This is a genomic window from Bradyrhizobium lablabi, from assembly GCF_018129385.1.
GTDB lineage: Bacteria > Pseudomonadota > Alphaproteobacteria > Rhizobiales > Xanthobacteraceae > Bradyrhizobium > Bradyrhizobium lablabi_C.
This window is the reverse complement of record NZ_JAFCLN010000006.1, coordinates 118,666-139,661: the sequence shown is the minus strand read 5'-3', so window position 1 is coordinate 139,661 and position 20,996 is coordinate 118,666. Positions and strand designations below refer to the sequence as shown.

Sequence of the window (20,996 nt, the reverse complement as noted above, 5' to 3'; positions counted from 1 at the left end):
AGCCAGATCGCGATGGCGGCGAATGGCTTTGCCGCGACATGGTAGCTCCCGGGAGCAAACATCGCTTACGGCATCGACGGCTGACGCGCGGCCGCGGCCGAGCGGAAGGCGGCAGTGAGCGCAGCGATTCCCGTTTCCCGTGTCGCTTCTCTGTTGTCATTGGGTTGCGCGGGGCTCTCGTCTGCGCTCCACGAGCTGACCAGTGTCTCGAGATGCCGCCACATCACGGATGTCGAGGGTACCATTGCATTGTCCTTTGTCACCGTCACCCATTGACCGATGGTGCAGGGCCTCGACCCTTCATCAGCCGCCGGCTCGGCGTCTTGACCGCCACTGCCGGAATTTTCGGGGGCGATGATCGCGTAGAGTTCGCGCCGTTCGGTCTGCGGGAATGGCACGGCAAAACGTTCGTCGACCTTGTCGGATGTCTTCGGCAATATGGCGGTGACGATGCCGGACCCGAATGCCGCGCCCTCTACGCGGACGCGCGTGCCGGGCTTCATGCTCTGGGCCTGACGGTAGGAAAAGATCGCCACGACGAATCGCTTTTCACAATCGACCAGCGAGGCCAGGGTATCGCCGGCATTGACGTGCCGGCCCGGCGTGGCCCCGACGGTCAGGATCTTGCCTCGGTTGGTGACCTGCACGTCGGCTTCCGTCAGAATTGCCAGTCGTTGACGCTCCTGGGCTGCGAGGGCCTGCTTGTCCTGGAGGATGGCGGAGAGCTCCTTTTCCTCGATCTCCATGCGCGTCGCATCGAGGGAGATGTCGCGGCGTTTTTGAGCGAGGATTCCGATCGCGACGAGGTCGTCTCCGGCATAGATGCCTTTTTCCAGGGCATCGAGCTGGGCAACCTTCTGATCGAGGCCGGCTCTTGCTGCATCGGCTTTATGGAGCGCCGCGGAATAATTCTCTTTCGTCGGCCTGAGCATGTCCATGCTTGCCGCGTTGCGGGCCACCATCTCGGATTGACGATCGACCAACGCCTTCTGCGCGCCGCTCAGCGAATTCGTCTCCGCGATCTTCGCGCGCAGTCCCGCAATCTGCGACTGAAACTGGGCGCGCAGTTGTTCGGATTGATCGTTGATTTCCGCATCAAGCATCTTCACATAGGTGCGATCCGATTCCTTTTTTTGCCGGGTCGCTTCCAGTTTTGCGCGGGCATCGGCGGCCTTCTCTTCCAGCGAAATCAGCGTCCCCCGGTCGACCCGGACGTTCGATATGCGCGCCAGTGAATCACCCGATTCCGCAGTATTGCTGACGTTCTTGGATACCGACTCGATCTGGCCTTCGATCGGCGCCGTCAGCAAGGTGAGGGGCGCATTGACCACGGCCCGGTCCGATTGATCGGCGATGATCGGCGGAGCGACGGACGTTACCAGCAGGATCGCCAGAACGCCGCCTACCACGAGCGAGGAAGTCCGAAGGATTACTGGATGACGCGAAGTCTGCGTCTTTGCAGAACCGCCGTTGCTATTCCGGTGCATGCCATGCTCCCTTGTTGATCAATGCCTAAGAGAGCGTTGCCTCCAGACGGTTCTGACTTTGGGCGATTGCCGGCTTTCGAAAAGCCGGTCTCGGCCTCGGTTCGGCAGCTAACCGGTACGGGCGGCTTCCGTTCCTAAGGGCGTTTTCAGACAAACGTGAAAAATCGGCAATGCACACGGCATGGATAAACGGCGCGTCGCATTGATGAACAGGACGTCGCATTGATGAATGACGAACACGAAGGTTGCTCGATAGGGGCAGCGCCGACGCCGCTTGTACAGGCTCCCGCCGCGAATATGGCAACACGCAGCTAGGCTTGAGACTTCTGCATGGGTATAAAATGCCATGACGCCGCCACCGATTCGCCACCCCGTCCGTATCCTCGGCATCGACCCGGGCCTGCGCCGCACCGGCTGGGGCGTCATCGAGAGCGAGGGCAACCGGCTGATTTTCGTCGGCTGCGGCTCGGTCGAGCCGCCGGGCGACCTTTCGCTGGCGGAACGGCTGCTCGCGATCCATGAGGGGCTCGCCGCCGTGCTCGGCAGCTACAAGCCGGCGGAAGCCGCGGTCGAGCAGACCTTTGTCAACAAGGACGGCGTCGCCACGCTCAAGCTGGGCCAGGCGCGCGGCGTTGCCATGCTGGCGCCCGCGATGTTCGGTATTTCGGTGGCCGAATACGCGCCCAATCAGGTCAAGAAAACCGTGGTCGGCGCGGGACATGCCGACAAGAACCAGATCGCGGTGATGCTGAAGATACTTCTGCCCAAGGCCGAGCCGAAATCGCCCGACGCTGCGGACGCGTTGGCGATTGCCATTACGCACGCGCATCACCGCGTCAGCGCCGAACTGCGGCTGAGGATGGCGGGCGCATGATCGGCAAACTCAAGGGCCTCATCGATTCCTACGGCGAGGATTTTGTCATCCTCGACGTCGGCGGCGTCGGCTATCAGGTGCACTGCTCCTCGCGCACGCTCCAGGCGCTGCCGTCGCCCGGCGAAGCCGCGGTGCTCTCGATCGAGACCTATGTGCGCGAGGACCAGATAAAGCTGTTCGGCTTCCGCACCGATCATGAGCGCGAATGGTTTCGCCTGCTCCAGACCGTGCAGGGCGTCGGCGCAAAGGTCGCGCTCGCGGTGCTCGGCACCTTGCCGCCGGCCGAACTTGCCAACGCCATTGCGCTGCGCGACAAGGCCGCGGTGTCCCGCACGCCGGGCGTCGGGCCGAAAGTGGCCGAACGCATCGTCACCGAATTGAAGGACAAGGCGCCCGCCTTCGCCAATGTCGATCCGGCCGTCGTGCATCTGGCCGGCGCGATCGACGATCAGCGCGCCCCGCGCCCGGTGGCGGATGCGATCTCCGCACTGGTCAATCTCGGTTACGGCCAGCCGCAGGCGGCCGCTGCGATCGCCGCGGCTTCGCGCAGCGCGGGTGAAAAGGCGGAGACCGCGCAGCTCATCCGGCTCGGGCTGAAGGAGTTGGCGAAATGATTACCTGCTATTTGCGTTATGAGGTCCCTCTGGGCAAGGTCGCCGAGTTCGAGGCTTACGGCGCCATGTGGCTTGACCTGGTGCCGCGGTTCGGCGGCATCCATCACGGCTATTTTCTGCCATCCGAAGGCGATAGTGACGTCGCGCTGGCGATGTTCAGCTTTCCGAGCCTGGCGGCCTACGAACAGTACCGCAAGGATGCGGAAAACGATCCGGATGTTCAGAAGGCGATAGACTTCGCAAAGCAGACGCGCTGCTTCACCCGCTACGAACGGTCGTTTTTCCGGCCATTGCTTCCGAACAAGGCCTAAGAAGCCGGCGAAGAGGATACCTAAGGCCGCATGACCACTCCCTCCCGCTTCGTCTCGCCCGAGCGCCGCAGCGACGATGTCGGCGACACGGCGCTGCGCCCGCAACTATTGTCCGAGTTCGTCGGCCAGGCGCAGGCGCGCGCCAATCTCTCGATCTTCATCGAGGCTGCGCGCAAGCGCAACGAGGCGCTGGATCATGTGCTCTTCGTCGGCCCGCCGGGCCTTGGCAAGACCACGCTGGCCCAGATCGTGGCGCGCGAGCTCGGCGTCGGATTTCGCGCCACCTCGGGTCCGGTGATCGCAAAGGCCGGCGATCTCGCCGCGCTGCTCACCAATCTCGAAGAGCGCGACGTGCTGTTCATCGACGAAATCCATCGCCTCAGCCCCGCGGTAGAAGAGGTGCTCTATCCCGCGATGGAGGATTTTCAGCTCGACCTCATCATCGGCGAAGGTCCGGCGGCGCGCTCGGTGAAAATCGAGCTGGCAAAATTCACCCTTGTCGGCGCCACGACGCGCGCGGGGCTGCTGACCAATCCGCTGCGCGACCGCTTTGGCATTCCGGTGCGGCTGAATTTCTACACCGAAGAAGAGCTGGAAAAGATCGTCACCCGCGGCGCCCGCGTGCTCAAGATCGGCATGACGGACGACGGTGCCAACGAGATCGCGCGGCGCGCCCGCGGCACGCCGCGCATCGCCGGCCGCCTGCTGCGCCGCGTGCGCGATTTCGCCTCCGCCGAAAATGCTGATTCGGTCGACCGCAAGATCGCCGACAAGGCGCTGAGCGCGCTGGAAGTGGATAGCGCAGGCCTCGACGCGATGGACCGCCGCTACCTCACGACCATCGCGATGAATTACGGCGGCGGTCCCGTTGGTGTCGAGACCATGGCGGCGGCGCTGTCCGAGCCGCGCGATGCGATCGAGGACATCATCGAGCCCTATCTGATCCAGTGCGGCTATCTACAGCGCACCCCGCGCGGACGCCTGCTCACCTCGCACGCCTTCCGCCATCTCGGCATCGCCGAGCCCTCACGCGATCCGGCGCAATTCGGGTTGTTCGGCAACGGCGACGACGACTGACAGCTTCGAACCCGTTTCCCACAAGCCTGCACTAATGCGGAGATGCCGGCTCGGTCGCCGGCGCTGCTGCCGTGGAGTTGCCGATGGGTTCGATGAAAGATGCGCAGGCGCTGGCGGTTATTGCGGCCGCTCCCGAGCTCGCGACGACGGAGGAGACCGAAGCGTTCCTCAATGCCATGCAGATCGGCGAACTCGCCTCGATCTGGAGTGTGTTGCAATGTATCAGCCGGCGCGATCAAACCGGCGGCGCATGGTCGGCAAAGATGTATTTCGATCGCCTGCCGCATGATGCGCCCGACAGAGCGCTCGATCTCGCGCTCGAAGTGCTGCGTACCGAATCCGACAAGCTCACGGTGATGCAGCTCAACGACAAGTTCATGCTGTCGCTGATCTACGCGAACGGCGATGCGGTGATGGATCGAATCGAGCGCGAGGCAAAGGAAAATGCAAAACTGCGCTGGCTGCTTGGTGGCGTAAATTTCGGCCCCGAAGAGCCGTTCACGCGGCGGATCGCGCGGATTTCGGACGCCGAAGGCTGGGAGGCCGACAATGTTGCGCGCAAGACGCCGATCCATCCGCTCGAATGCGAGATCATGTCCGTGCCGGAGCTGGCGCGTACCTGGGTCGAGCAATATTCGAAATCCGATCGCGACCGCGACGACAATTTTTTCACGATGATGGACTACGAGCGCGATCTGCGCGAGGAGAATCCGGACAAGGCCATCGACCTGATCGTCGAGATCCTGAAGATCGAATCCAATCCGGTGCTGCTGTCGCTGCTGGCCGCCGGCCCGCTCGAAGACGTCATCAGCATGGAAACCATTGACCGGATCGAGCGCGAAGCCGCTGGCGACAAGCGCTTCCGCGACCTGCTTGGCGGGGTCTGGTATTTTCGCGCCGGCGAGGAACTGAAGGCGCGGCTCGATGCCCTGGTCGGCGACAACAGGTGGTGATTGATGGTAGGGCACCTGCTGACAAACTGCACAAACGCACCCGAATTCGGCTGCAATGCCCGGCCAGAATGAGGCTGCATCACGGTTAACGGCAATGATTACCAGACGTCATTTTCTTAAAGGTACAGTCGGGCTCGGCGCGCTCGGCATCTCAAGCACGGCCTATGGCTTTGGCGAGCCGCTGCTGCGGCTTCGCGTCACGCGCTACAATATCTCGCCGCCGCAATGGCCGGCCGGCTTCAGGCTGAAGATCGCGGCGATTGCCGACCTGCATGCCTGCGATCCCTGGATGTCGGTAGAGCGCATCGAGCGCATCGTCGATCGCACCAATGCGCTCAAGCCGGATCTCGTCGTCCTGCTTGGTGACTATGTCGCGGGGCACCGCAAGGTGACGCGCTTCATTCCGGCGGGCGAATGGGCGCCTGTGCTTGGCGGATTGAAGGCGCCGCTCGGCGTGCACGCGGTGCTCGGCAATCACGATTGGTGGGAAGACAAGGACGTGCAGCGGGCAGGGCACGGGCTGCCCGTCGCGGGCCGCGCGCTGGAGAGCGCCGGCATTCCGGTCTACGAAAACGATGCGAAGCTGCTGAGCAAGGACGGCCGCCCTTTCTGGCTCGCCGGCCTCGGCGATCAACTCGCTTACATGCCGATGCGCCGCTTTCGGCCCGGGCGCCGGATGGGCGTCGACGATCTCGGCGCGACGCTGGCAAAGATCAAGGACGATGCTCCGGTCATCCTGATGGCGCATGAACCGGACATCGTCAGGCGCGTGCCCTCGCGCGTTGCGTTGCAATTGTCCGGGCATACCCATGGCGGACAGGTGCGCCTCGCCGGCTGGTCGCCGATCTCGCCTTCGGGGCAGGAACTGGCCTATGGCCACATCCGCAAGAATTGCGACCTCGTCGTTTCCGGCGGCCTCGGCTGCAGCATCATGCCGTTCCGCATCGGCGTGCCCCCGGAAATCGTGCTGGTGACGCTGGGCGGTGGGGCTCCTGCGGTCGCGTAACGCGGCGGCCAAGCTTGCGCAGCCCGTCGATTTTGCGCAAAACGATTGCCTTCGGGGCGATCGAGGGCCTGCCAATTGAATTTGAATCTGTCTCAGCTCGACGGCGAGATCCGCGACGGCCGCCATCACATGCAGGTCCGCGTCTACTACGAGGACACGGATTTTTCCGGCATCGTTTACCACGCCAACTATCTCCGCTTCATGGAGCGCGGGCGCACCAATCATCTGCGCCTGATGGGCGCCGAGCAGCATGCGCTGTTCGAGCAGGCGCAGGCCGAAACGCCGGGCTTCGCCTTCGTGGTGCGCTCGATGCAGATCGACTATTTGCGCCCGGCGCGGATGGACGACGTGCTCGACATCGTGACCTGGCCGATCGTGGTGAAGGGCGCTTCGATCACGCTGGCACAGGAAGTGCGGCGCGGCGATGACGTGCTGGTGAAAGCGGAAGTGCGGGTCGCCTTCATTTGCGAGGGCAAAGCGCAGCCGATCCCGAAAGCGTTAAGGCTTCTGCTGAAAGCCGACCTCGCGTAAATCGTGCGCGCGTTGAGAATCGCCGGTAACCACCGGCGGCTTTTTTGTTTGCCAACGCGCAAGGCGGCGCCCAAGATGAATGCATTGCCGCGAATGCTTTCGAAGGGGCGCATATGAACAGGATACTTTTGCTTGCCGCATTGTTCGCCGGATTGCTGGCAGTGCCGGCCCGGGCGCAGACCATGGTCGGGGACTGGACGGTCGAAAAGCGGGAGAAGGATACCCATTGCAACGCGAGCCGCGGCTACAAGGACAAGGAAGACGATAACCATCAGTATGGGATGGTGCTGACTTATTCCACCGACAGAATCGTTGTCGTGGTGGTTTACGACGGATGGGAGTGGGAGAAGACCGGCGAGATCCTCGAGGCCGAATTCTCCACCGACAAGTCAGACATCTTGAAGACCTCCAAATGGGAGGTGATGGACAAGAACACCGTGCGCGGCATATTCGAGTTCGATCAGTCGCTGCTCGACAAGCTGACCAAGGCGAAACGGCTGCATATCGACTTCGATGACGATGAGGACGAGAGCATCGAATTCGAGATGCCGCGCGCCGCCGAGGCGATGGCGGCGCTGAAGTTCTGCGAGGAGAACAGGAAGTAATGTCGGAGAAGCGGGCGCTCCAGAAATGATGTCGTCCCGGCGAACGCCGGGACCCATACCCACAGGGCGAAGTTTTGCGAAGACTGTGGCTCCAGCGCGTTCCAACAACATCGGCCGCGGCGTATGGGTCCCGGATCGCGCTCGCGTTGATCGCTTGTCCGGGACGACAGTGTGTTACGCCGCCGCCTTGTGGCGCGCGACTTCGGCCTGATACAGCGCGAACTCCTCGGCGAGTGCCTTGGCCACGCTCGGCCGCTTCTTCATCCGCTCCAAGTACGCCTTCACCGCAGGGTACTTCGAAGAATCGATCATCGGCGTGGCGACGCTCCAGTTCAGCACGGTGGTCAGATACGCGTCCGCCACGCTGAAATGCTCGAGCAGGAATTCGCGGCCCGCGAGATATTGGTCGAGGTATTCGAGCCGCGACAGGTATTTTTCCAGCGTATAGGCCTTCACCTCCGCCGGCACGGTCTTGCCGAGCAGAGGGGTGAACAGGCTCTTGTGCAGTTCGGTGCCGATGAAGCACAGCCACTGTTGCAGCTTGCTGCGCTCGATGCCGGCCCTGGCGCCGATGCCGGAGTCGGCAAGCTTGTCGGCGACATGTTGCAGGATTGCGGCGTTCTCGGTCAGCACCACGCCGTCGTCGGTGCGGATCACGGGAACGTATCCCAGCGGATTGACGGCAAGGAAATCGGAATCGTCCTTCAGGACCTTCTTGGTCTTCGGATCGACCTCGATGAAATTAGCCTGGCCGCCTGCTTCATACAGCGCGATCCGGGTTGCCATCGAGCAGGCAAGCGGCGAGAAATAGAGGTCCATGAGAATCTCCTTGGGTAATTTCGGTTTCCTGAGGGTCTAGCAAGCGCGCTTGATTTATGTACCGTTCCGCATAATTATGCGGGCGTCAAGGATTATTTTGCGAAATGGTACAAAAAAGAAATCCGCCCACGGGCCGCTCCCGGCCGAAGCAGATGCCGCCATCTGCCGCCATCGCTGAGCCAAAGCGCCGCGGCCGCCCGCGCGCCTATGAGCCCGAGGTGGCGCTGGCGCGCGCGCTCGACGTGTTCTGGAAAGAGGGCTTTGCCGCGACCTCGCTCGACGATCTCTCCGCCGCGACCGGCATGAACCGGCCGAGCCTTTACGGCGCGTTCGGCGACAAGCGCGAGCTCTACATCAAGAGCTACGAGAGCTACCGCAATCGAGCGCGGCAGCGGATGGGCGAAGCCTTCGCCGCCGACCTGCCGCTGCGCGAAATGCTGGAGAAGATCTATGCGATCGCACTCGACATGTACCTGTCGGGCAAGGACGGCCCGCGCGGCTGTTTCACCGTGATGACGGCCGCTTCCGAAGCCGTGTTCGATCCAGCCATTCGCGAAATGGCGTCGACGGGGCTGGTGGAGACCGACCGCTTCTTCGCGCGCATCTTCAAGCGCGGCCAGGAGCGCGGCGAACTTGCCGCTTCGGCCAATCCGCAAACGCTGGCGCTGCTCGCCTCGGCCACGCTGCACACCATCGCAGTCCGCGCCCGCGTGCAGGTCTCGCGCGCCGAGCTCGACGCCATCGTCGCCAGCGCGCTCGATATGATGTGCGGGCCGAAGAAGTAATTGCGGCGAAATCGGGTCAAGGAACGTGCCGATGGTCGCGCTGGCCTTCCGGAGGTCCGGTGCGTATATTTGCGGCACTTGGCGGTAATGCAGATGACCATCGTTCGACGCAGTCTAACTCTCGCTTTCGTCCTGGCGGCGCTCGGTTCGGGCGCGAGAATCGCCCACGCCCAGGCTACCGCTGTGCCTTACTGGATGGAGAGCTGGTCGATCGGTTTCGGCGGCACGCTGAGTTCCGATGAAAATTCCAACGGCATCGCCAAGTACAAATTTCCGAACGGCTTCTTTATTGGCGGCGGGCGCAGCGACATGGGCCTTGGCATGTACGGCCTCAACCGCGCCGCGGCCTTCAACGGTCTCGGCTCGCTCTCCTACGAAGGCATGAAGTTCGGCTATGACTTCAAGAACGCGCCGCTGTCGATCTATGGCGGTCTCAACACGATGAAGTTCGACGTCGGCCCGGGACCCAGCAGTCCCTTTGCGGCCTTCGAAAATACCTCGGGCACCGTGCCCGGCTACAACGTCAACACCGGCATCGAATTCCGGCCGACGTCCAATCTCAGCCTGTCGCTCGGTGTCGGCTATACCGACATGTCCGGGGCAGGCCGCGTCGACAGCGACATCCGATCGCCCTTGCTGCCCGGCCAAACACCGCAGTTCATGGGTGGCCGCAGGTATTGACGGTGGCTCCGTAAGTCCTGCGTAGGATGGGTAGAGCGAAGCGAAACCCATCATGTGAGGGGCGGTGGGTTTCGCGGAGCCTGTCATTGGGCGCGCATTCGCGCGACCCGTTGGCTCTACCCACCCTGCGACTCAATACCCCCGCTTGCGGTCCACCACATTCTCCAGCGCGCCGCCCGCTTCGAACCGCTCGATCTGCCGCGCCACATATTTTGATATCTCATCCGGATCGGTATCCGCCGCATTATGCGGTGTCAGCACGACCTTCGGATGGCTCCAGAACGGGCTGTCCGCCGGCAAGGGCTCGGTCTCATAGACATCGAGCGAGGCGGCTCCCAGCGTGCCGTCGTCGAGGCAGCGCAAGATATCGGCCTCGTTCTGCAATCCGCCGCGGCCGGCATTGATCAGCACCGGCGCGCCCAGCGGGCTCGTTCGATTCAATTTGGCAAACACATCGTGATTGAGGATGTGCCGTGTCTCTGCCGTGAGCGGCAGCAGGCACACCAGGATATCGGTTCGCTGCAAGAACGCATCAAGCTGCGCCGCGCCGTGAAAGCATTCGACGCCCTCGATCTGCTTCGGGCTGCTGCTCCAGCCCGTGACGCGAAAGCCGATGCGGCGCAGCACGTCGGCCGAATGCGCGCCCAGCGTGCCCAGCCCCATGATGCCGACCGTGACGGCATTGGCCGCCCACTGGAATTTTGGTTGCCAGCGTTTCTCGCGCTGGCTGTCGCGCAAGTACAATTCCTGGCGGTGATGCATCAGCACGTGCAGCACGACATATTCCGTCATCCGCTCGGTCAGGTCGGCGACCGCCACCCGCACCAGCGGCACGTCGGGCAGCGATTTGTCCGCCATCAGCGCGTCGACGCCGGCGCCGAGATTGAAAATCACGCGCAGGTTCGGAAACGACGCCAGTTCCCCCGGCTTTGGCTTCCACACTGCGGCAAAATGCACCTCGGCCGGGTCGAACGATGCATCCGGCAGCAGGATCACGCGCCGGTCGCGGCAGACGTCGTCAAACCGGCCTTTCCAGCGCTGTGGCGACCAGTTTTCGGTCCCGCCATGGACGAGGATGGCGAGCGCGCCTTTTGTCATTTTCGTAAACCCCAAGCTTGCGTGACGTCAGTCACATAACAGAAAAAGCCGCTCGCGTAGTCTCCCCTCATCAAACAAGGGAGACTTCACATGCGCAAATTGATCCTGATTTCCGCCCTCCTGCTGGCGACCGGCGCTGCCGCTCAGGCCGGCGAGACCCGCAGCCTTAGCCTGGCTGGCGTCGCCATGACCGAACCGGCCAAGCCGATCACCCAGGTGTCGATGCAGCTCGCCCAGGCGGCCGCCCCGCCGGCCGAGACGGCCGCCCCGGTTCAGGCGCAGGCTCCCGCCCCGGCGGAAGCTCCGGCTGCCACCACGACGACCACGACCGAACCCGCAGCCGACACCAAGACCAAGACCACCGAAGCGAAGCCGTCAAAGCCGGTGAAGAAGGTCCGTCGCGAGAGCGACGAACAGAAGGCCCGCCGCATCGCCGCCAAGTATGGCGTGTACTGGTAAGCCGATCGCGTCTCGCTGAAGTTCCCTGCTGAAGCGGAAGAAATTTCCCCGAAAATTTCTTCCGCTTCGCTGTCGGCAGCAGGCATATTCCCCCGTCTTCAAGACGAGGAGTTACCTGCCGCATGCTGTACGCCATCCTTTGCTATAACGACGAAGACGCCGTCGGCTCCTGGACCAAGGAGCAGGACGCCGCCGTCATGAAAAAGCTCGCCGTCGTTCAGGACAATCTGCGCAAGCAGGGCCGGCTCGGCCCGGTCGCGCGGCTGCTGCCGACCACCGCGGCCACCACGCTGCGCAAGGACGATCCGCCGCTGGTGCTGGATGGTCCGTTCGCGGAGACCAAGGAACAACTGCTCGGCTTCTATCTCGTCGATTGCAAGAACCTCGATGAAGCGCTCGAAGTCGCGCGCGATCTCGGCAGGGCCAATCCCGGCGGCGCCTATGAGATCCGCCCCGTCGGCACCTTCGTGCCCGGGAGTGTGCCGGCATGACCGATACCGCCTGGATCGACACTGCGCTGACCTCGGCGCGCCCCCAGGCGGTCGGTGCGCTGCTGCGCTATTTCCGCAATCTCGATACCGCCGAGGAAGCCTATCAAAACGCCTGCCTGCGCGCGCTGAAGACCTGGCCGGCCAACGGCCCGCCGCGCGATCCCGCCGCATGGCTGATCATGGTCGGCCGCAACGTCGCGATCGACGAGGTCCGGCGCAACCGCAAGCAGGAGGCGCTGCCGGAAGAGCAGGCGATCTCAGATCTCGGCGATGCCGAGGATGCGATCGCCGAGCGGCTGGACGGCTCGCACTACCGCGACGACATCCTGCGGCTGCTGTTCATCTGCTGTCATCCGGATTTGCCCGCAACGCAGCAGATCGCGCTCGCGCTGCGCATCGTCTCCGGCCTCTCCGTCAAACAGATCGCGCGTGCCTTCCTGGTCAGCGAAGCCGCGATGGAGCAGCGCATTACGCGCGCGAAAGCACGCGTCGCCGAAGCCAGGGTGCCGTTCGAAACGCCGGGCGCGGTCGAGCGCTCCGAGCGGCTCGCCGCGGTCGCGGCGATGATCTACCTGATCTTCAACGAAGGCTATTCCGCCAGCGGCGACACCGCGGAAATCCGCTCGCCCCTGTGCGAGGAGGCCATTCGCCTCGCGCGGCTATTGCTGCGGCTGTTCCAGAGCGAGCCCGAGATCATGGGGCTGACGGCGCTGCTGTTGCTACAGCATGCTCGCACGGCGGCGCGGTTTGACGAGAACGGCGCGGTGATCCTGCTCGACGACCAGGACCGCTCGTTGTGGAACAAGCCGATGATCAACGAAGGGCTGGCGCTGATCGACAAGGCAATGCGTCATCGCCGCAGCGGGCCCTATCAGGTGCAGGCCGCGATATCGGCATTGCATGCGCGCGCTGAAAAGCCGGAGGAGACCGACTGGACCCAGATCGACCTGCTCTATGGCGCGCTCGAAGTGATGCAGCCCTCGCCGGTGGTCACGCTCAACCGCGCGGTCGCGGTGTCAAAAGTGCGCGGCCCGCAGGCGGCGCTCGACATGATCGAGCCGCTGGCCGCGCGCCTGTCGAACTATTTTCATTATTTCGGCGTGCGCGGCGCGCTGCTGATGCAGCTCGAACGCAACGACGAAGCCCGCATCGCCTTCGACCGCGCGATCGCGCTCGCCAACACCTCGGCGGAAGCCGCGCACATTCGCATGCATCTGGACCGGCTGATACGCGACAGCAAGCCAACAGCGGCCAAGGCGGCGAAATAGACCAAACTGTTGCCGTCGTCATGGCCGGGACAAGCCCGGCCATGACGAAACCAAATAAATTTCACCCGATCTGTCGCATCCCGCCATCTCCGTTCGTCATGTGGTTGAGATCAACCAATCCCCTGACGGAGCCGACCATGACGATCATCACCACCGCCGCGGCCAGCCAGACCGCCGACATCTCAAAACCCGCGCGCTGGACCGGCCGCGTGCTGAGCACCCTGGTCATCGTCTTCCTGCTGTTCGACGGCGCCATCAAGCTGGTGCCATGGCCCATTGTCACGGAAACGATGGACAAGATGGGCTATGGCGGAAGCGAAAGCCTGGCGCGCAGCCTCGGCATCGTCACCATCGTCTGCACCGCGCTCTATGCGCTGCCGCCGACCTCGATCCTCGGAGCAATTTTGCTGACCGGCTACCTTGGCGGTGCGATGGCCTCGCATGTGCGGATCGGCAGTCCGCTGTTCACCCATACGCTGTTCGGCCTCTATCTCGGCCTGATGGTGTGGGGCGGCCTGTGGCTGCGCGACAGAGACTTGCGTTCGCTGTTGCCGTTCCGCCGCTGACTTGCCGGAAATTCCGTTCAATGTTCCCACATCGATGATACGGAGCCTGCCATGTTTGAAGTCATTATCATCATCGCCATCGTGCTGGCGGTCGCGATTGCCGTCATCCTGATCCTCGCCGCGACCAAACCCGATACGTTTCGCATCGAGCGCAGCGCCACCATCAACGCGCCGGCGGAAAAGATCTTTGCGGTGCTCTCGGATTTCCATCAGTGGACGCACTGGTCGCCGTGGGAACACCGCGACCCCGCGCTCAAGCGTACCTTTGGCGGCGCCGAGCGCGGCAAGGGCGCGGTCTACGCCTGGCAAGGCAACAAGAACGTCGGGTCGGGCCGCATGGAGATCCTGGAAGCGAACGCGCCGTCAAAGCTCGTCATCAAGCTCGATTTCTTCACGCCGTTCGAGGCGCACAACACCGCCGAATTCACAATGCTGCCGCAGGGAAGTAGCACGAATGTCCACTGGCTGATGCGCGGGCCTGCACCCTTCATGTCGAAGGTCATGCAGGTGTTCATGAACTTCGACAAGATGATCGGCAAGGACTTTGAAACCGGCCTCGCAAGTCTGAAAACACTCACGGAGAAGTGAGGCCTGATGTCCCCGTACCTGCCGGCTGTCGTCCCGGCGAACGTCGGGATCCATCCGCCGCGGCGGAAGTTGTTTGAAAATGGTAGTCGACGGCTTCGCAAAAATTAGGCCCTCTGGTTATGGGTCCCGGCGTTCGCCGGGACGACAGCCGGGGGACGCGGAAGTTACCAACCAAGGAGCAAAACGATGCAGCTCAATCCCTATCTTTCCTTCAACGGCAATTGCGAGGCGGCACTGAAGTATTATGAGAAGGTGCTCGGCGCCAAGATCGAGGGCAAGTACCCCTGGGGAGACGGCCCGCCGGAAATGCAAACCCCGCCCGACTACAAGAACAAGCTGATGCACGCGCAGATCACCATCGACGGTGAAGTCTTGATGGCCGCCGACGCGCCGCCCGGCCATTATCAGAAGCCGCAGGGCATTTCGGTCTCGCTACAGGTCGAGGACCCCACGGATGCCGAGAAGCGGTTCAAGGCGCTGGCCGAAGGCGGCACCGTGACCATGCCGTTCGGCAAGACGTTTTTCTCAAAGGGCTTTGGCATGTGTATCGACCAGTTCGGCATCCCCTGGATGGTGAACTGCCCGCAAGAGATGTGATCAGAATGATGCGTAGGGTGGGTTAGCGAAGCGTAACCTACCGCGTGGCGCCGAGAGCAAGATGGTGGGTTACGCTGCGCTAACCCACCCTACAATCCTGTGCTCACCTGCATCGCGGATAGATCGCCGCAAGCTCGCGGCCGCGCAACAGCAGCAGCCGCGACGTCAGCCCGCCGCGGCGGCTGATCCAGCTTCGTACCGGAGCGGGATAGGCTTCCAGCACCGCCTGCGAAGCTTCCGGCTCGGCATAGATGCGTCCGCGGCGGTCGATCGAGCGCGCGGCGTGGAAGCCGAGTACCGCGCGGCGCGTGACGCAGATGCGATTGCTTGGCACGGTGCTCAACACCAGCGTGCAGGCCGACAGGCACGGGCCGTCGATCACCACGCGTTCGCCGGATTCGCGCACGCGCTCGAACAGTTCGAGGAATGGGCCGACCTCCCCGCCCGGGCTCGCCAGGATGCGCACATCCGCCCGCGCCGGCGCAATCGCCGCGCAGAGCGCGAGAGTGGCAAGAGCCGCCTTGATCCGTGTCATCGCTGTCATCGCACCACCAGACCGCATGACCTAGAGCATGATCCCGAAAAGTGGAAACCGGTTTTCGCAAAAAGGATCATGCTCGAAAAAAAGACTCAAGCGTGGCGCCCAGCAAGGTTTTAGCCGTCGCGGCCGGAAACGCCGGCTTGTGCAAAGGTGGCCATCCCGTTGTGACAGGCGAGCGCCGCGCGCAGCACCAGGATGGCAACGCCGGCGCCAGAGGCCTCGCCCAGCCGCATGCCGAGATCGAGCAGCGTATCGAGCCGAAGTTCCCCCAACAGCGCACGATGACCGGCTTCGGCCGAAACATGCCCGGCGCGGCAATGATCGAGAATTTTTGAATTGATGCGCGCGAGCGGCAGGATGGCGGCCGTCGCGACAAATCCATCGAGCAGCACCGGAATTTTGCGGCGCCGTGCCGCCAGCACGGCACCGGCAATGGCCGCGAGTTCGCGCCCGCCTAAGCTGGCCGCCATCTTCAAGGGATCGGTGAGGCCACGGTGAAACTCCAGCGCGGCCTCGATCGCGGCGCGCTTGCGCAAAAGCCCGTCGTCATCGACGCCGGTTCCGCGGCCGGCCCAGCGCGCCGCGCCGCCGTTGAGCAGAGCGGCGCACAGCGCCGCGGCAGCGGTCGTGTTTGCAATGCCCATTTCCCCGACGGCGAGCAGGTCGCAATGTTCGGGCACGTTCCGATAACCGAGGTCGACCGCGCGCAGGAATTCATCGTCGTCCATCGCGGCGGCCGTCGTAAAATCGCGCGTCGGCCGGTCGAGCTCGATCGGCATCACCTTCAGCTCCGCGCCGGCCACACGCGCGATCTGGTTGATCGCCGCGCCGCCGCCGGCAAAGTTCTGCACCATCTGCACGGTGACCTCGGCCGGATAGGCCGAGACGCCGCGGGCGGCAACGCCGTGATTGCCGGCGAACACGGCGATGGTCACGTGCTCGAGCCGCGGCAGCTCGCGCCCCTGCCAGCGCGCCAGCCACACCGCGAGATCTTCCAGGCGGCCGAGGCTGCCCGGCGGCTTTGTCAAGCCCTGCTGCCGCCGCGCCGCCGAATCGGCTGCATGCGCATCGCCCTCGGGCAAGTCGCGACAAAATGCGTGGATGTCGTCTAGACTGGCGAACTGCATGCGATTCCCTTGCATCGCCAGGCGTCATTCCGGGATGCGCAAAAGTACAAGTCCGCAATCCATACTCAGTGGTTATGGATTCCGGGCTCGCGCTTTGCGCGCCCCGGAACGACGCCTGGTTGGAGTTTCGAGCGGGGCGCGCAAGCTAGAACGATTCGTGGAAGGCGGCCACCGTGCAGCAATGGCTCGACGACTTCAAAACAGCGGTGGCGTTTCTCACCCGCCTGCCGATGCCGCATCCGGACGGTGCGATGCCCGGAAATTTCGTGCGCGCGCACCGCATGTTTCCGGTCGTTGGCGCGCTGATCGGCGCTGTTGTCGGCCTTACGTGCCTGATCCTGCGATGGCTTGGCCTGCCTGATCTTGCCGCGGCCGCGCTGGCGCTCGGCGCCGGCGCGATCCTGACCGGCGCGCTGCACGAGGACGGTCTTGCCGACGTCGCCGACGGCTTTGGCGGCGGGCGCGACAAGGCGGCGAAGCTGGAGATCATGCGCGACAGCCGGCTCGGCACGTATGGTGCGCTGCTTCTCCTGGTGAGTTTTGCAGCAAAGCTTTCCGCGCTGGCGGCAATTCCTGACGGCCATGTTGTCTACGCGCTGATCGCCGCGCACGCGCTGGGGCGCGGGATATTGCCGCTGATGTCGGTCAATCTGCCCTATGCGCGAACCGACGGCCTCGCCCGCAACGCCGGCCAGCCCGACGCGGGCGTCGCGTTGACGGCCCTTCTCATTGCACTGGTCGTCGCGCTGTTCGCATTGTCCTGGGCCAACGCGTTCTGGTCCGCACTCGTGGCGGGTGCGAGCGCGCTTGCCATGGCGTGGCTCGCCAAACGCCAGATCGGCGGCCAGACCGGCGACGTGCTCGGTGGCGCCGAGCAGGTCGCGGAAACCGCGATCCTGCTGCTGCTCGCGGCAAGGCTTTCATGAGCGGCGAAACGAATCTTTGGCTGATTCGCCACGCGCCGGTCGATGGGCCGCGCGGCGTCATCCATGCGCCCGATGCGCCGGCCGATCTTGGCGACGTCGCCGCCTTTGCCGCGCTGAAGGCAAAGCTGCCGACTAATGCCTTTGCGGTTTGCAGTCCGGCGCGCCGCACCCGCGAGACCGCGCAGCAGTTGCGGCTCGATGCCGTGGAGGACGCCGCTTTTCGCGAGCAGGATTTTGGCTCATGGACCGGCCGGCGGCACGACGATCTCGTCGCCGAGCTTGGAGAAACCTATCGCCGGTTCTGGAAATCGCCGGCAAGCAACCGGCCGCCCGGCGGCGAAAGTTTTTTCGACCAGATCGTTCGCGCGCAGACGGGGCTCGCGGCGCTGCCGGCGGGCGATGTCATCCTTGTCGTGCATTCCGGCACCGTCCGTGCCGCGCTCGCGATCGCGCTTGACCTTGCGCCCGACAGCGCGCTGCGCTTCGTGATCGATCCGCTGTCGCTGACGCGCATCGACCGGCTCGAGAACGGCTGGCGCGTGGTCGCGGTCAACCAGCGCTAGCCTTCCATCCCCGCGGAGGCGCGGCGCGCGCATCCGTGCCGGTCAAAGGGCTCGCACGCCCGTCAAGCCGCCTTGTTCTTGATGGCGCCGACGATGGCGGTGAGAACAGCACCCGCCACGCCGCCACCGGCAACCTGTCCGACGATGCTGCCGATGTCGGGCGCGGCATCGCTGTTCGCCAGCAGCGGAATCAGCATGCCGAGAATCTGCCCGCCGGCACCGCCGCCGATCGCCCCAACGATGGTGTTGGTGAGCGCGCCGAGGTCGATGTTATTCGACGCCTTTCCGGCAATGTTGCCGCCGATGGCGCCGCTGACGATCTGGATGATCAGATTGACGAGTAATCCCGACATGACGTGATACTCCCTGGTAGTTCTAGGCGAATGCAGGGCGGCGGACTACCGCCGCGCCGATACAACCTAAGGCTTTATATGGCGAAAAGCACGCTGCAACAGCGAAAGACACCGCCGGCAAACAGAAAAAAATCCCGCAGTTGCGCCGCTGCCGCCCTTCTTGCCTCAGTCCCGCTGCGCGGCGAGGGAGCGGGGCGAGTCAGCCGTTACGCCGCTGCCCGCGCAGCGTCGGCAAGCCGATGCCCGCGGCATCGAAGCCGCCGTCGACCGCGAGGATTTGCCCGGTAATGTAGCTGGCGCGCTCACTGCACAGAAAGAAGATCGCTTCCGCCAGTTCCTCTTCAAGGCCATAACGGTTGAGCGGAATGGCGTCGTGATAGTCGGCGCGGATTTCCGGTGTATGCACTGCCTTTGCCATCGCGGTCTCGACCGGCCCGGGCGCCACCGCATTGACGCGGATGCCGAGCGAGGCCAGCTCCACCGCGAGCTGTTTTGTCAGATGCGCCAGCCCCGCCTTGCTCGTGCCGTAGGCCGAGCGCAGCGTGGAGGCGCGCACCGCCGAGATCGACGTGATGTTGACGATGGCGCCGCCGCCATGCTCGCGCATCAAGGGCGCAGCGGCCTTGGTGCACAGGAATGGCCCCGTCAGGTTGACCGCCATGATGCGGCTCCAGTCCTCGTCAGATGTATCGAGCACGGACGCGAACACGGCCACGCCCGCATTGTTGACCAGCGCATCGAGCCGGCCAAACCGCTTGCCTGTCGAATCGATGGCAGCCGCCACGCCGGCGGCATCGGACACGTCGCAATGCAGCGCCAGCGTCCTGTCGGGATCGGCGAGGCCCGCCACCGCGCCTTGCAGCAAATCGCCTTCGATATCGAGCAGCGCCACGCGCCAGCCCTCGGCGAGAAAGCGTTTTGCGGTCGCAAGCCCGATGCCGCGGGCGGCGCCGGTGACCAATGCGACTTTCTGTGGGGAAGGGGGCATGATGCTCTCTGCTGTCAAGATGCTTGCGGGTATCCTCTGGCGGGAACGCCAGAGGTCTGCTTCCTTAACGATTGGCGCACGCAGGGAGAAGGATGAATTCCATGCAGATCATCGAACCCCGAAATACCGCCGTGGAATCCTGGCGTCCCGGCGTCGAAACCCGCATGGTGGTTTCCCGCCTCAACGGCGCGACGCAACTCTGCATCTTCGAGCAGTGGGTCGCGCCCGGCCACGGCGCGCCGACCCATTCGCATCCCGTGGAGGAAGTGCTCACCGTGCGCGAAGGCGAGGCCGAGATGTGGCTGGACCAGGAGCGCGAAACCGTCGCGGCCGGTCAGTCGCTGATCGTGCCGGCTGGACGCCGTCACGGCTTTCGCAACTCCGGCACCACGACGCTGCACATCCATGCCGTGCTGGCGTCGTCGATATTCGAGCAGACGGTGGAAGGGGCGGGGGAAGTGCGGCGATGGATGACGTGACGGTTTCCGCCGCTATCTCTTCTTCGCCACCACCTTCTCATATGCAGCTTGCAGCCGCTCGCCGACGCTTGGTCCGGTTTTCTTGCGCCGCTTCACGCCGAGATGGGTCTCGCGCAACTCGTCCATGAACTCGGCCCACATTTTTGGGCCGCCCTCGCTTAACAGCCGGGCGCGGATGCCGAGCTCCTCGCTGACCGGCAGGTATTTGTAACCCCACGCCGCCATCTGCGCGAGGATCGGCAACAGCTCGATGCCCTGTTCGGTGAGCGAGTAGATTCCCTTCTGCTTGTGGGCGGGATCGTCCTCGCGGGTGATGATGCCCTGCGCGAGCAGCGTCTTGAGCCGGTCGGCGAGGATGTTGGACGAGATGCCTTCCTCGGATTTCGTCAGCAACTCGCGAAAATGCCGGCGGTTGCCGAACATCATGTCGCGGATCACCAGCAGGCTCCAGCGGTCGCCGACCACCTCCAGCGAGAGGTTGATCGGGCAGCCGGAACGCATGTCGTCGCCCATCGCGCAGCCCTCGAACAAACCGCTTGCAATATTGCACCGGTTTTGCCATTCTGCAACCAGTTGCAAAATGCAATCGGTTAAGGGAGGTATGCGATGGCCAGGCTGATCATGTGGAACCTGATGACGCTGGACGGCTTCGTCGAAGGGCCGAACCGCGACATTTCCTGGCATGCGGATGTCTGGGGCGAGGAACTGGAAAAACTCGGGATCGAGCAGTGCAAGGCTGCCGGCGGGCTGATGTTCGGACGCATCACCTATGAGCTGATGGCGAGCCACTGGCCGAACGCGAAGGGTAAGGTCGCCGATTTCATGAACGCTCTGCCGAAATACGTGTTCTCGCGCACGCTCAAGACTTCCGCCTGGAACAACACGCAGATGTTCGACACCGATGTCCCCGGCACGGTCGCGCGCATCAAGCGCGAGAGTGCCAGGGACATCCTTTTGCTCGGCAGCGCCGATCTTTCAAAAAGCCTGATCCCGCATGGGCTGATCGACGAATTCCGTATCGCCCTGAACCCGATCCTGCTCGGCGGCGGCTCGCCGCTGTTCAAACAGGGCGAGCGCGTCAAGCTCAAGCTGATCGACAGCCGGCCGCTGTCGACCGGTGTCGTGATCCTGCGCTATGAGCCGGCCGCGAAATAACTCCCGTCTCAACGTGTCGGCGCGCGTCTCCGTTATTCGTCTTGTTGGCAAGGC

The 20,996-nt window shown here is 63.7% G+C and carries 28 protein-coding genes; 20 read left to right on the top strand and 8 right to left on the bottom strand.

Annotated elements, in window-relative coordinates; all coding sequences use genetic code 11:
- Positions 1–65: 65 nt before the first annotated feature.
- On the bottom strand, positions 66–1,310 hold the full coding sequence (locus tag JQ628_RS14675; protein ID WP_249127896.1) for an HlyD family efflux transporter periplasmic adaptor subunit: 1,245 nt from the start codon (positions 1,308–1,310) through the stop codon (positions 66–68).
- Positions 1,311–1,833: 523 nt separating this feature from the next.
- Between JQ628_RS14675 and ruvC the strand changes: the two genes are divergently transcribed.
- The 8 genes from ruvC to JQ628_RS14635 all read left to right on the top strand — a co-directional run bounded on the left by ruvC (position 1,834) and on the right by JQ628_RS14635 (position 7,458).
- Positions 1,834–2,361: a crossover junction endodeoxyribonuclease RuvC gene (gene ruvC / locus JQ628_RS14670; protein ID WP_212223295.1), complete on the top strand. Its 528-nt coding sequence runs from the start codon at positions 1,834–1,836 to the stop codon at positions 2,359–2,361.
- The gene (ruvA, locus tag JQ628_RS14665) at positions 2,358–2,975 is read left to right on the top strand and encodes a Holliday junction branch migration protein RuvA (RefSeq protein ID WP_212223294.1); all 618 of its coding nucleotides are present in this window, start codon (positions 2,358–2,360) and stop codon (positions 2,973–2,975) included. Before ruvC ends, ruvA begins: the two co-directional genes overlap by 4 nt.
- Positions 2,972–3,286, top strand: a complete 315-nt coding sequence (locus JQ628_RS14660; protein WP_212223293.1) for an NIPSNAP family protein — start codon at positions 2,972–2,974, stop codon at positions 3,284–3,286. The genes ruvA and JQ628_RS14660 overlap by 4 nt, the downstream gene beginning before the upstream one ends.
- Positions 3,287–3,316: 30 nt before the next feature.
- Complete coding sequence (ruvB, locus tag JQ628_RS14655) at positions 3,317–4,363, top strand: Holliday junction branch migration DNA helicase RuvB (RefSeq protein WP_212223292.1); 1,047 nt, start codon at positions 3,317–3,319, stop codon at positions 4,361–4,363.
- Positions 4,364–4,446: 83 nt separating this feature from the next.
- Complete coding sequence (locus tag JQ628_RS14650) at positions 4,447–5,316, top strand: DUF6869 domain-containing protein (protein ID WP_212223291.1); 870 nt, start codon at positions 4,447–4,449, stop codon at positions 5,314–5,316.
- Positions 5,317–5,410: 94 nt separating this feature from the next.
- A complete protein-coding gene (locus JQ628_RS14645; RefSeq protein WP_212223290.1) occupies positions 5,411–6,322 on the top strand; it encodes a metallophosphoesterase in 912 nt (303 codons plus the stop codon).
- 129 nt (positions 6,323–6,451) lie between these two features.
- The gene (ybgC, locus tag JQ628_RS14640; RefSeq protein ID WP_212223473.1) at positions 6,452–6,853 is read left to right on the top strand and encodes a tol-pal system-associated acyl-CoA thioesterase; all 402 of its coding nucleotides are present in this window, start codon (positions 6,452–6,454) and stop codon (positions 6,851–6,853) included.
- 113 nt (positions 6,854–6,966) lie between these two features.
- The gene (locus tag JQ628_RS14635) at positions 6,967–7,458 is read left to right on the top strand and encodes a hypothetical protein (protein WP_212223289.1); all 492 of its coding nucleotides are present in this window, start codon (positions 6,967–6,969) and stop codon (positions 7,456–7,458) included.
- A gap of 174 nt (positions 7,459–7,632) precedes the next feature.
- Here the strand turns inward: JQ628_RS14635 and JQ628_RS14630 are convergent, their stop codons facing one another.
- Positions 7,633–8,277: a glutathione binding-like protein gene (locus JQ628_RS14630; RefSeq protein WP_212223288.1), complete on the bottom strand. Its 645-nt coding sequence runs from the start codon at positions 8,275–8,277 to the stop codon at positions 7,633–7,635.
- 104 nt (positions 8,278–8,381) lie between these two features.
- Here JQ628_RS14630 and JQ628_RS14625 point away from each other — a divergent pair, with 104 nt between their 5' ends.
- A complete protein-coding gene (locus JQ628_RS14625) occupies positions 8,382–9,062 on the top strand; it encodes a TetR/AcrR family transcriptional regulator (RefSeq protein WP_212223287.1) in 681 nt (226 codons plus the stop codon).
- A 93-nt stretch (positions 9,063–9,155) separates the two neighbouring features.
- A complete protein-coding gene (locus JQ628_RS14620; protein WP_212223286.1) occupies positions 9,156–9,743 on the top strand; it encodes a hypothetical protein in 588 nt (195 codons plus the stop codon).
- Between the two features lie 132 nt (positions 9,744–9,875).
- Here JQ628_RS14620 and JQ628_RS14615 read toward each other — a convergent pair whose 3' ends face one another.
- The gene (locus JQ628_RS14615) at positions 9,876–10,841 is read right to left on the bottom strand and encodes a 2-hydroxyacid dehydrogenase (RefSeq protein ID WP_212223285.1); all 966 of its coding nucleotides are present in this window, start codon (positions 10,839–10,841) and stop codon (positions 9,876–9,878) included.
- A 90-nt stretch (positions 10,842–10,931) separates the two neighbouring features.
- Here JQ628_RS14615 and JQ628_RS14610 point away from each other — a divergent pair, with 90 nt between their 5' ends.
- From JQ628_RS14610 to JQ628_RS14585, 6 genes are all read left to right on the top strand, one after another.
- On the top strand, positions 10,932–11,300 hold the full coding sequence (locus tag JQ628_RS14610; protein WP_212223284.1) for a hypothetical protein: 369 nt from the start codon (positions 10,932–10,934) through the stop codon (positions 11,298–11,300).
- Between the two features lie 122 nt (positions 11,301–11,422).
- A complete protein-coding gene (locus JQ628_RS14605; RefSeq protein WP_212223283.1) occupies positions 11,423–11,791 on the top strand; it encodes a YciI family protein in 369 nt (122 codons plus the stop codon).
- The gene (locus JQ628_RS14600; RefSeq protein ID WP_212223282.1) at positions 11,788–13,059 is read left to right on the top strand and encodes an RNA polymerase sigma factor; all 1,272 of its coding nucleotides are present in this window, start codon (positions 11,788–11,790) and stop codon (positions 13,057–13,059) included. The genes JQ628_RS14605 and JQ628_RS14600 overlap by 4 nt, the downstream gene beginning before the upstream one ends.
- A 137-nt stretch (positions 13,060–13,196) precedes the next feature.
- Entirely contained in the window at positions 13,197–13,625 is a 429-nt protein-coding gene (locus JQ628_RS14595) for a DoxX family protein (RefSeq protein ID WP_212223281.1), read from the top strand.
- A 51-nt stretch (positions 13,626–13,676) separates the two neighbouring features.
- Positions 13,677–14,213 (top strand): SRPBCC family protein, encoded by a 537-nt coding sequence (locus JQ628_RS14590; protein ID WP_212223280.1) that lies wholly within the window; start codon positions 13,677–13,679, stop codon positions 14,211–14,213.
- 186 nt (positions 14,214–14,399) lie between these two features.
- A complete protein-coding gene (locus tag JQ628_RS14585; protein ID WP_212223279.1) occupies positions 14,400–14,810 on the top strand; it encodes a VOC family protein in 411 nt (136 codons plus the stop codon).
- A 103-nt stretch (positions 14,811–14,913) separates the two neighbouring features.
- Here the strand turns inward: JQ628_RS14585 and JQ628_RS14580 are convergent, their stop codons facing one another.
- Both JQ628_RS14580 and cobT read right to left on the bottom strand, forming a co-directional pair.
- Positions 14,914–15,354, bottom strand: a complete 441-nt coding sequence (locus tag JQ628_RS14580) for a hypothetical protein (RefSeq protein ID WP_212223278.1) — start codon at positions 15,352–15,354, stop codon at positions 14,914–14,916.
- Between the two features lie 110 nt (positions 15,355–15,464).
- Positions 15,465–16,478, bottom strand: a complete 1,014-nt coding sequence (gene cobT / locus JQ628_RS14575) for a nicotinate-nucleotide--dimethylbenzimidazole phosphoribosyltransferase (protein ID WP_212223277.1) — start codon at positions 16,476–16,478, stop codon at positions 15,465–15,467.
- Positions 16,479–16,651: 173 nt separating this feature from the next.
- On the opposite strand from cobT, the gene cobS reads away from it, so the two are divergent.
- Positions 16,652–17,404 (top strand): adenosylcobinamide-GDP ribazoletransferase, encoded by a 753-nt coding sequence (cobS, locus tag JQ628_RS14570; RefSeq protein WP_212223276.1) that lies wholly within the window; start codon positions 16,652–16,654, stop codon positions 17,402–17,404.
- Complete coding sequence (locus JQ628_RS14565; RefSeq protein WP_212223275.1) at positions 17,401–17,967, top strand: histidine phosphatase family protein; 567 nt, start codon at positions 17,401–17,403, stop codon at positions 17,965–17,967. The genes cobS and JQ628_RS14565 overlap by 4 nt, the downstream gene beginning before the upstream one ends.
- 62 nt (positions 17,968–18,029) lie before the next feature.
- On the opposite strand, the gene JQ628_RS14560 is transcribed toward JQ628_RS14565, so the two are convergent.
- Complete coding sequence (locus JQ628_RS14560) at positions 18,030–18,320, bottom strand: hypothetical protein (RefSeq protein ID WP_212223274.1); 291 nt, start codon at positions 18,318–18,320, stop codon at positions 18,030–18,032.
- Positions 18,321–18,519: 199 nt separating this feature from the next.
- Positions 18,520–19,308 carry an SDR family NAD(P)-dependent oxidoreductase gene (locus JQ628_RS14555; RefSeq protein ID WP_212223273.1) on the bottom strand — a complete coding sequence of 263 codons (789 nt, stop codon included), beginning with the start codon at positions 19,306–19,308 and terminating at the stop codon, positions 18,520–18,522.
- A 101-nt stretch (positions 19,309–19,409) separates the two neighbouring features.
- Here JQ628_RS14555 and JQ628_RS14550 point away from each other — a divergent pair, with 101 nt between their 5' ends.
- On the top strand, positions 19,410–19,787 hold the full coding sequence (locus JQ628_RS14550) for a cupin domain-containing protein (protein WP_249127895.1): 378 nt from the start codon (positions 19,410–19,412) through the stop codon (positions 19,785–19,787).
- Between the two features lie 12 nt (positions 19,788–19,799).
- On the opposite strand, the gene JQ628_RS14545 is transcribed toward JQ628_RS14550, so the two are convergent.
- Entirely contained in the window at positions 19,800–20,300 is a 501-nt protein-coding gene (locus JQ628_RS14545) for a winged helix-turn-helix transcriptional regulator (RefSeq protein ID WP_212223272.1), read from the bottom strand.
- A gap of 93 nt (positions 20,301–20,393) precedes the next feature.
- Between JQ628_RS14545 and JQ628_RS14540 the strand changes: the two genes are divergently transcribed.
- A complete protein-coding gene (locus JQ628_RS14540; RefSeq protein ID WP_212223271.1) occupies positions 20,394–20,942 on the top strand; it encodes a dihydrofolate reductase family protein in 549 nt (182 codons plus the stop codon).
- The last annotated feature ends 54 nt before the right edge of the window (positions 20,943–20,996 follow it).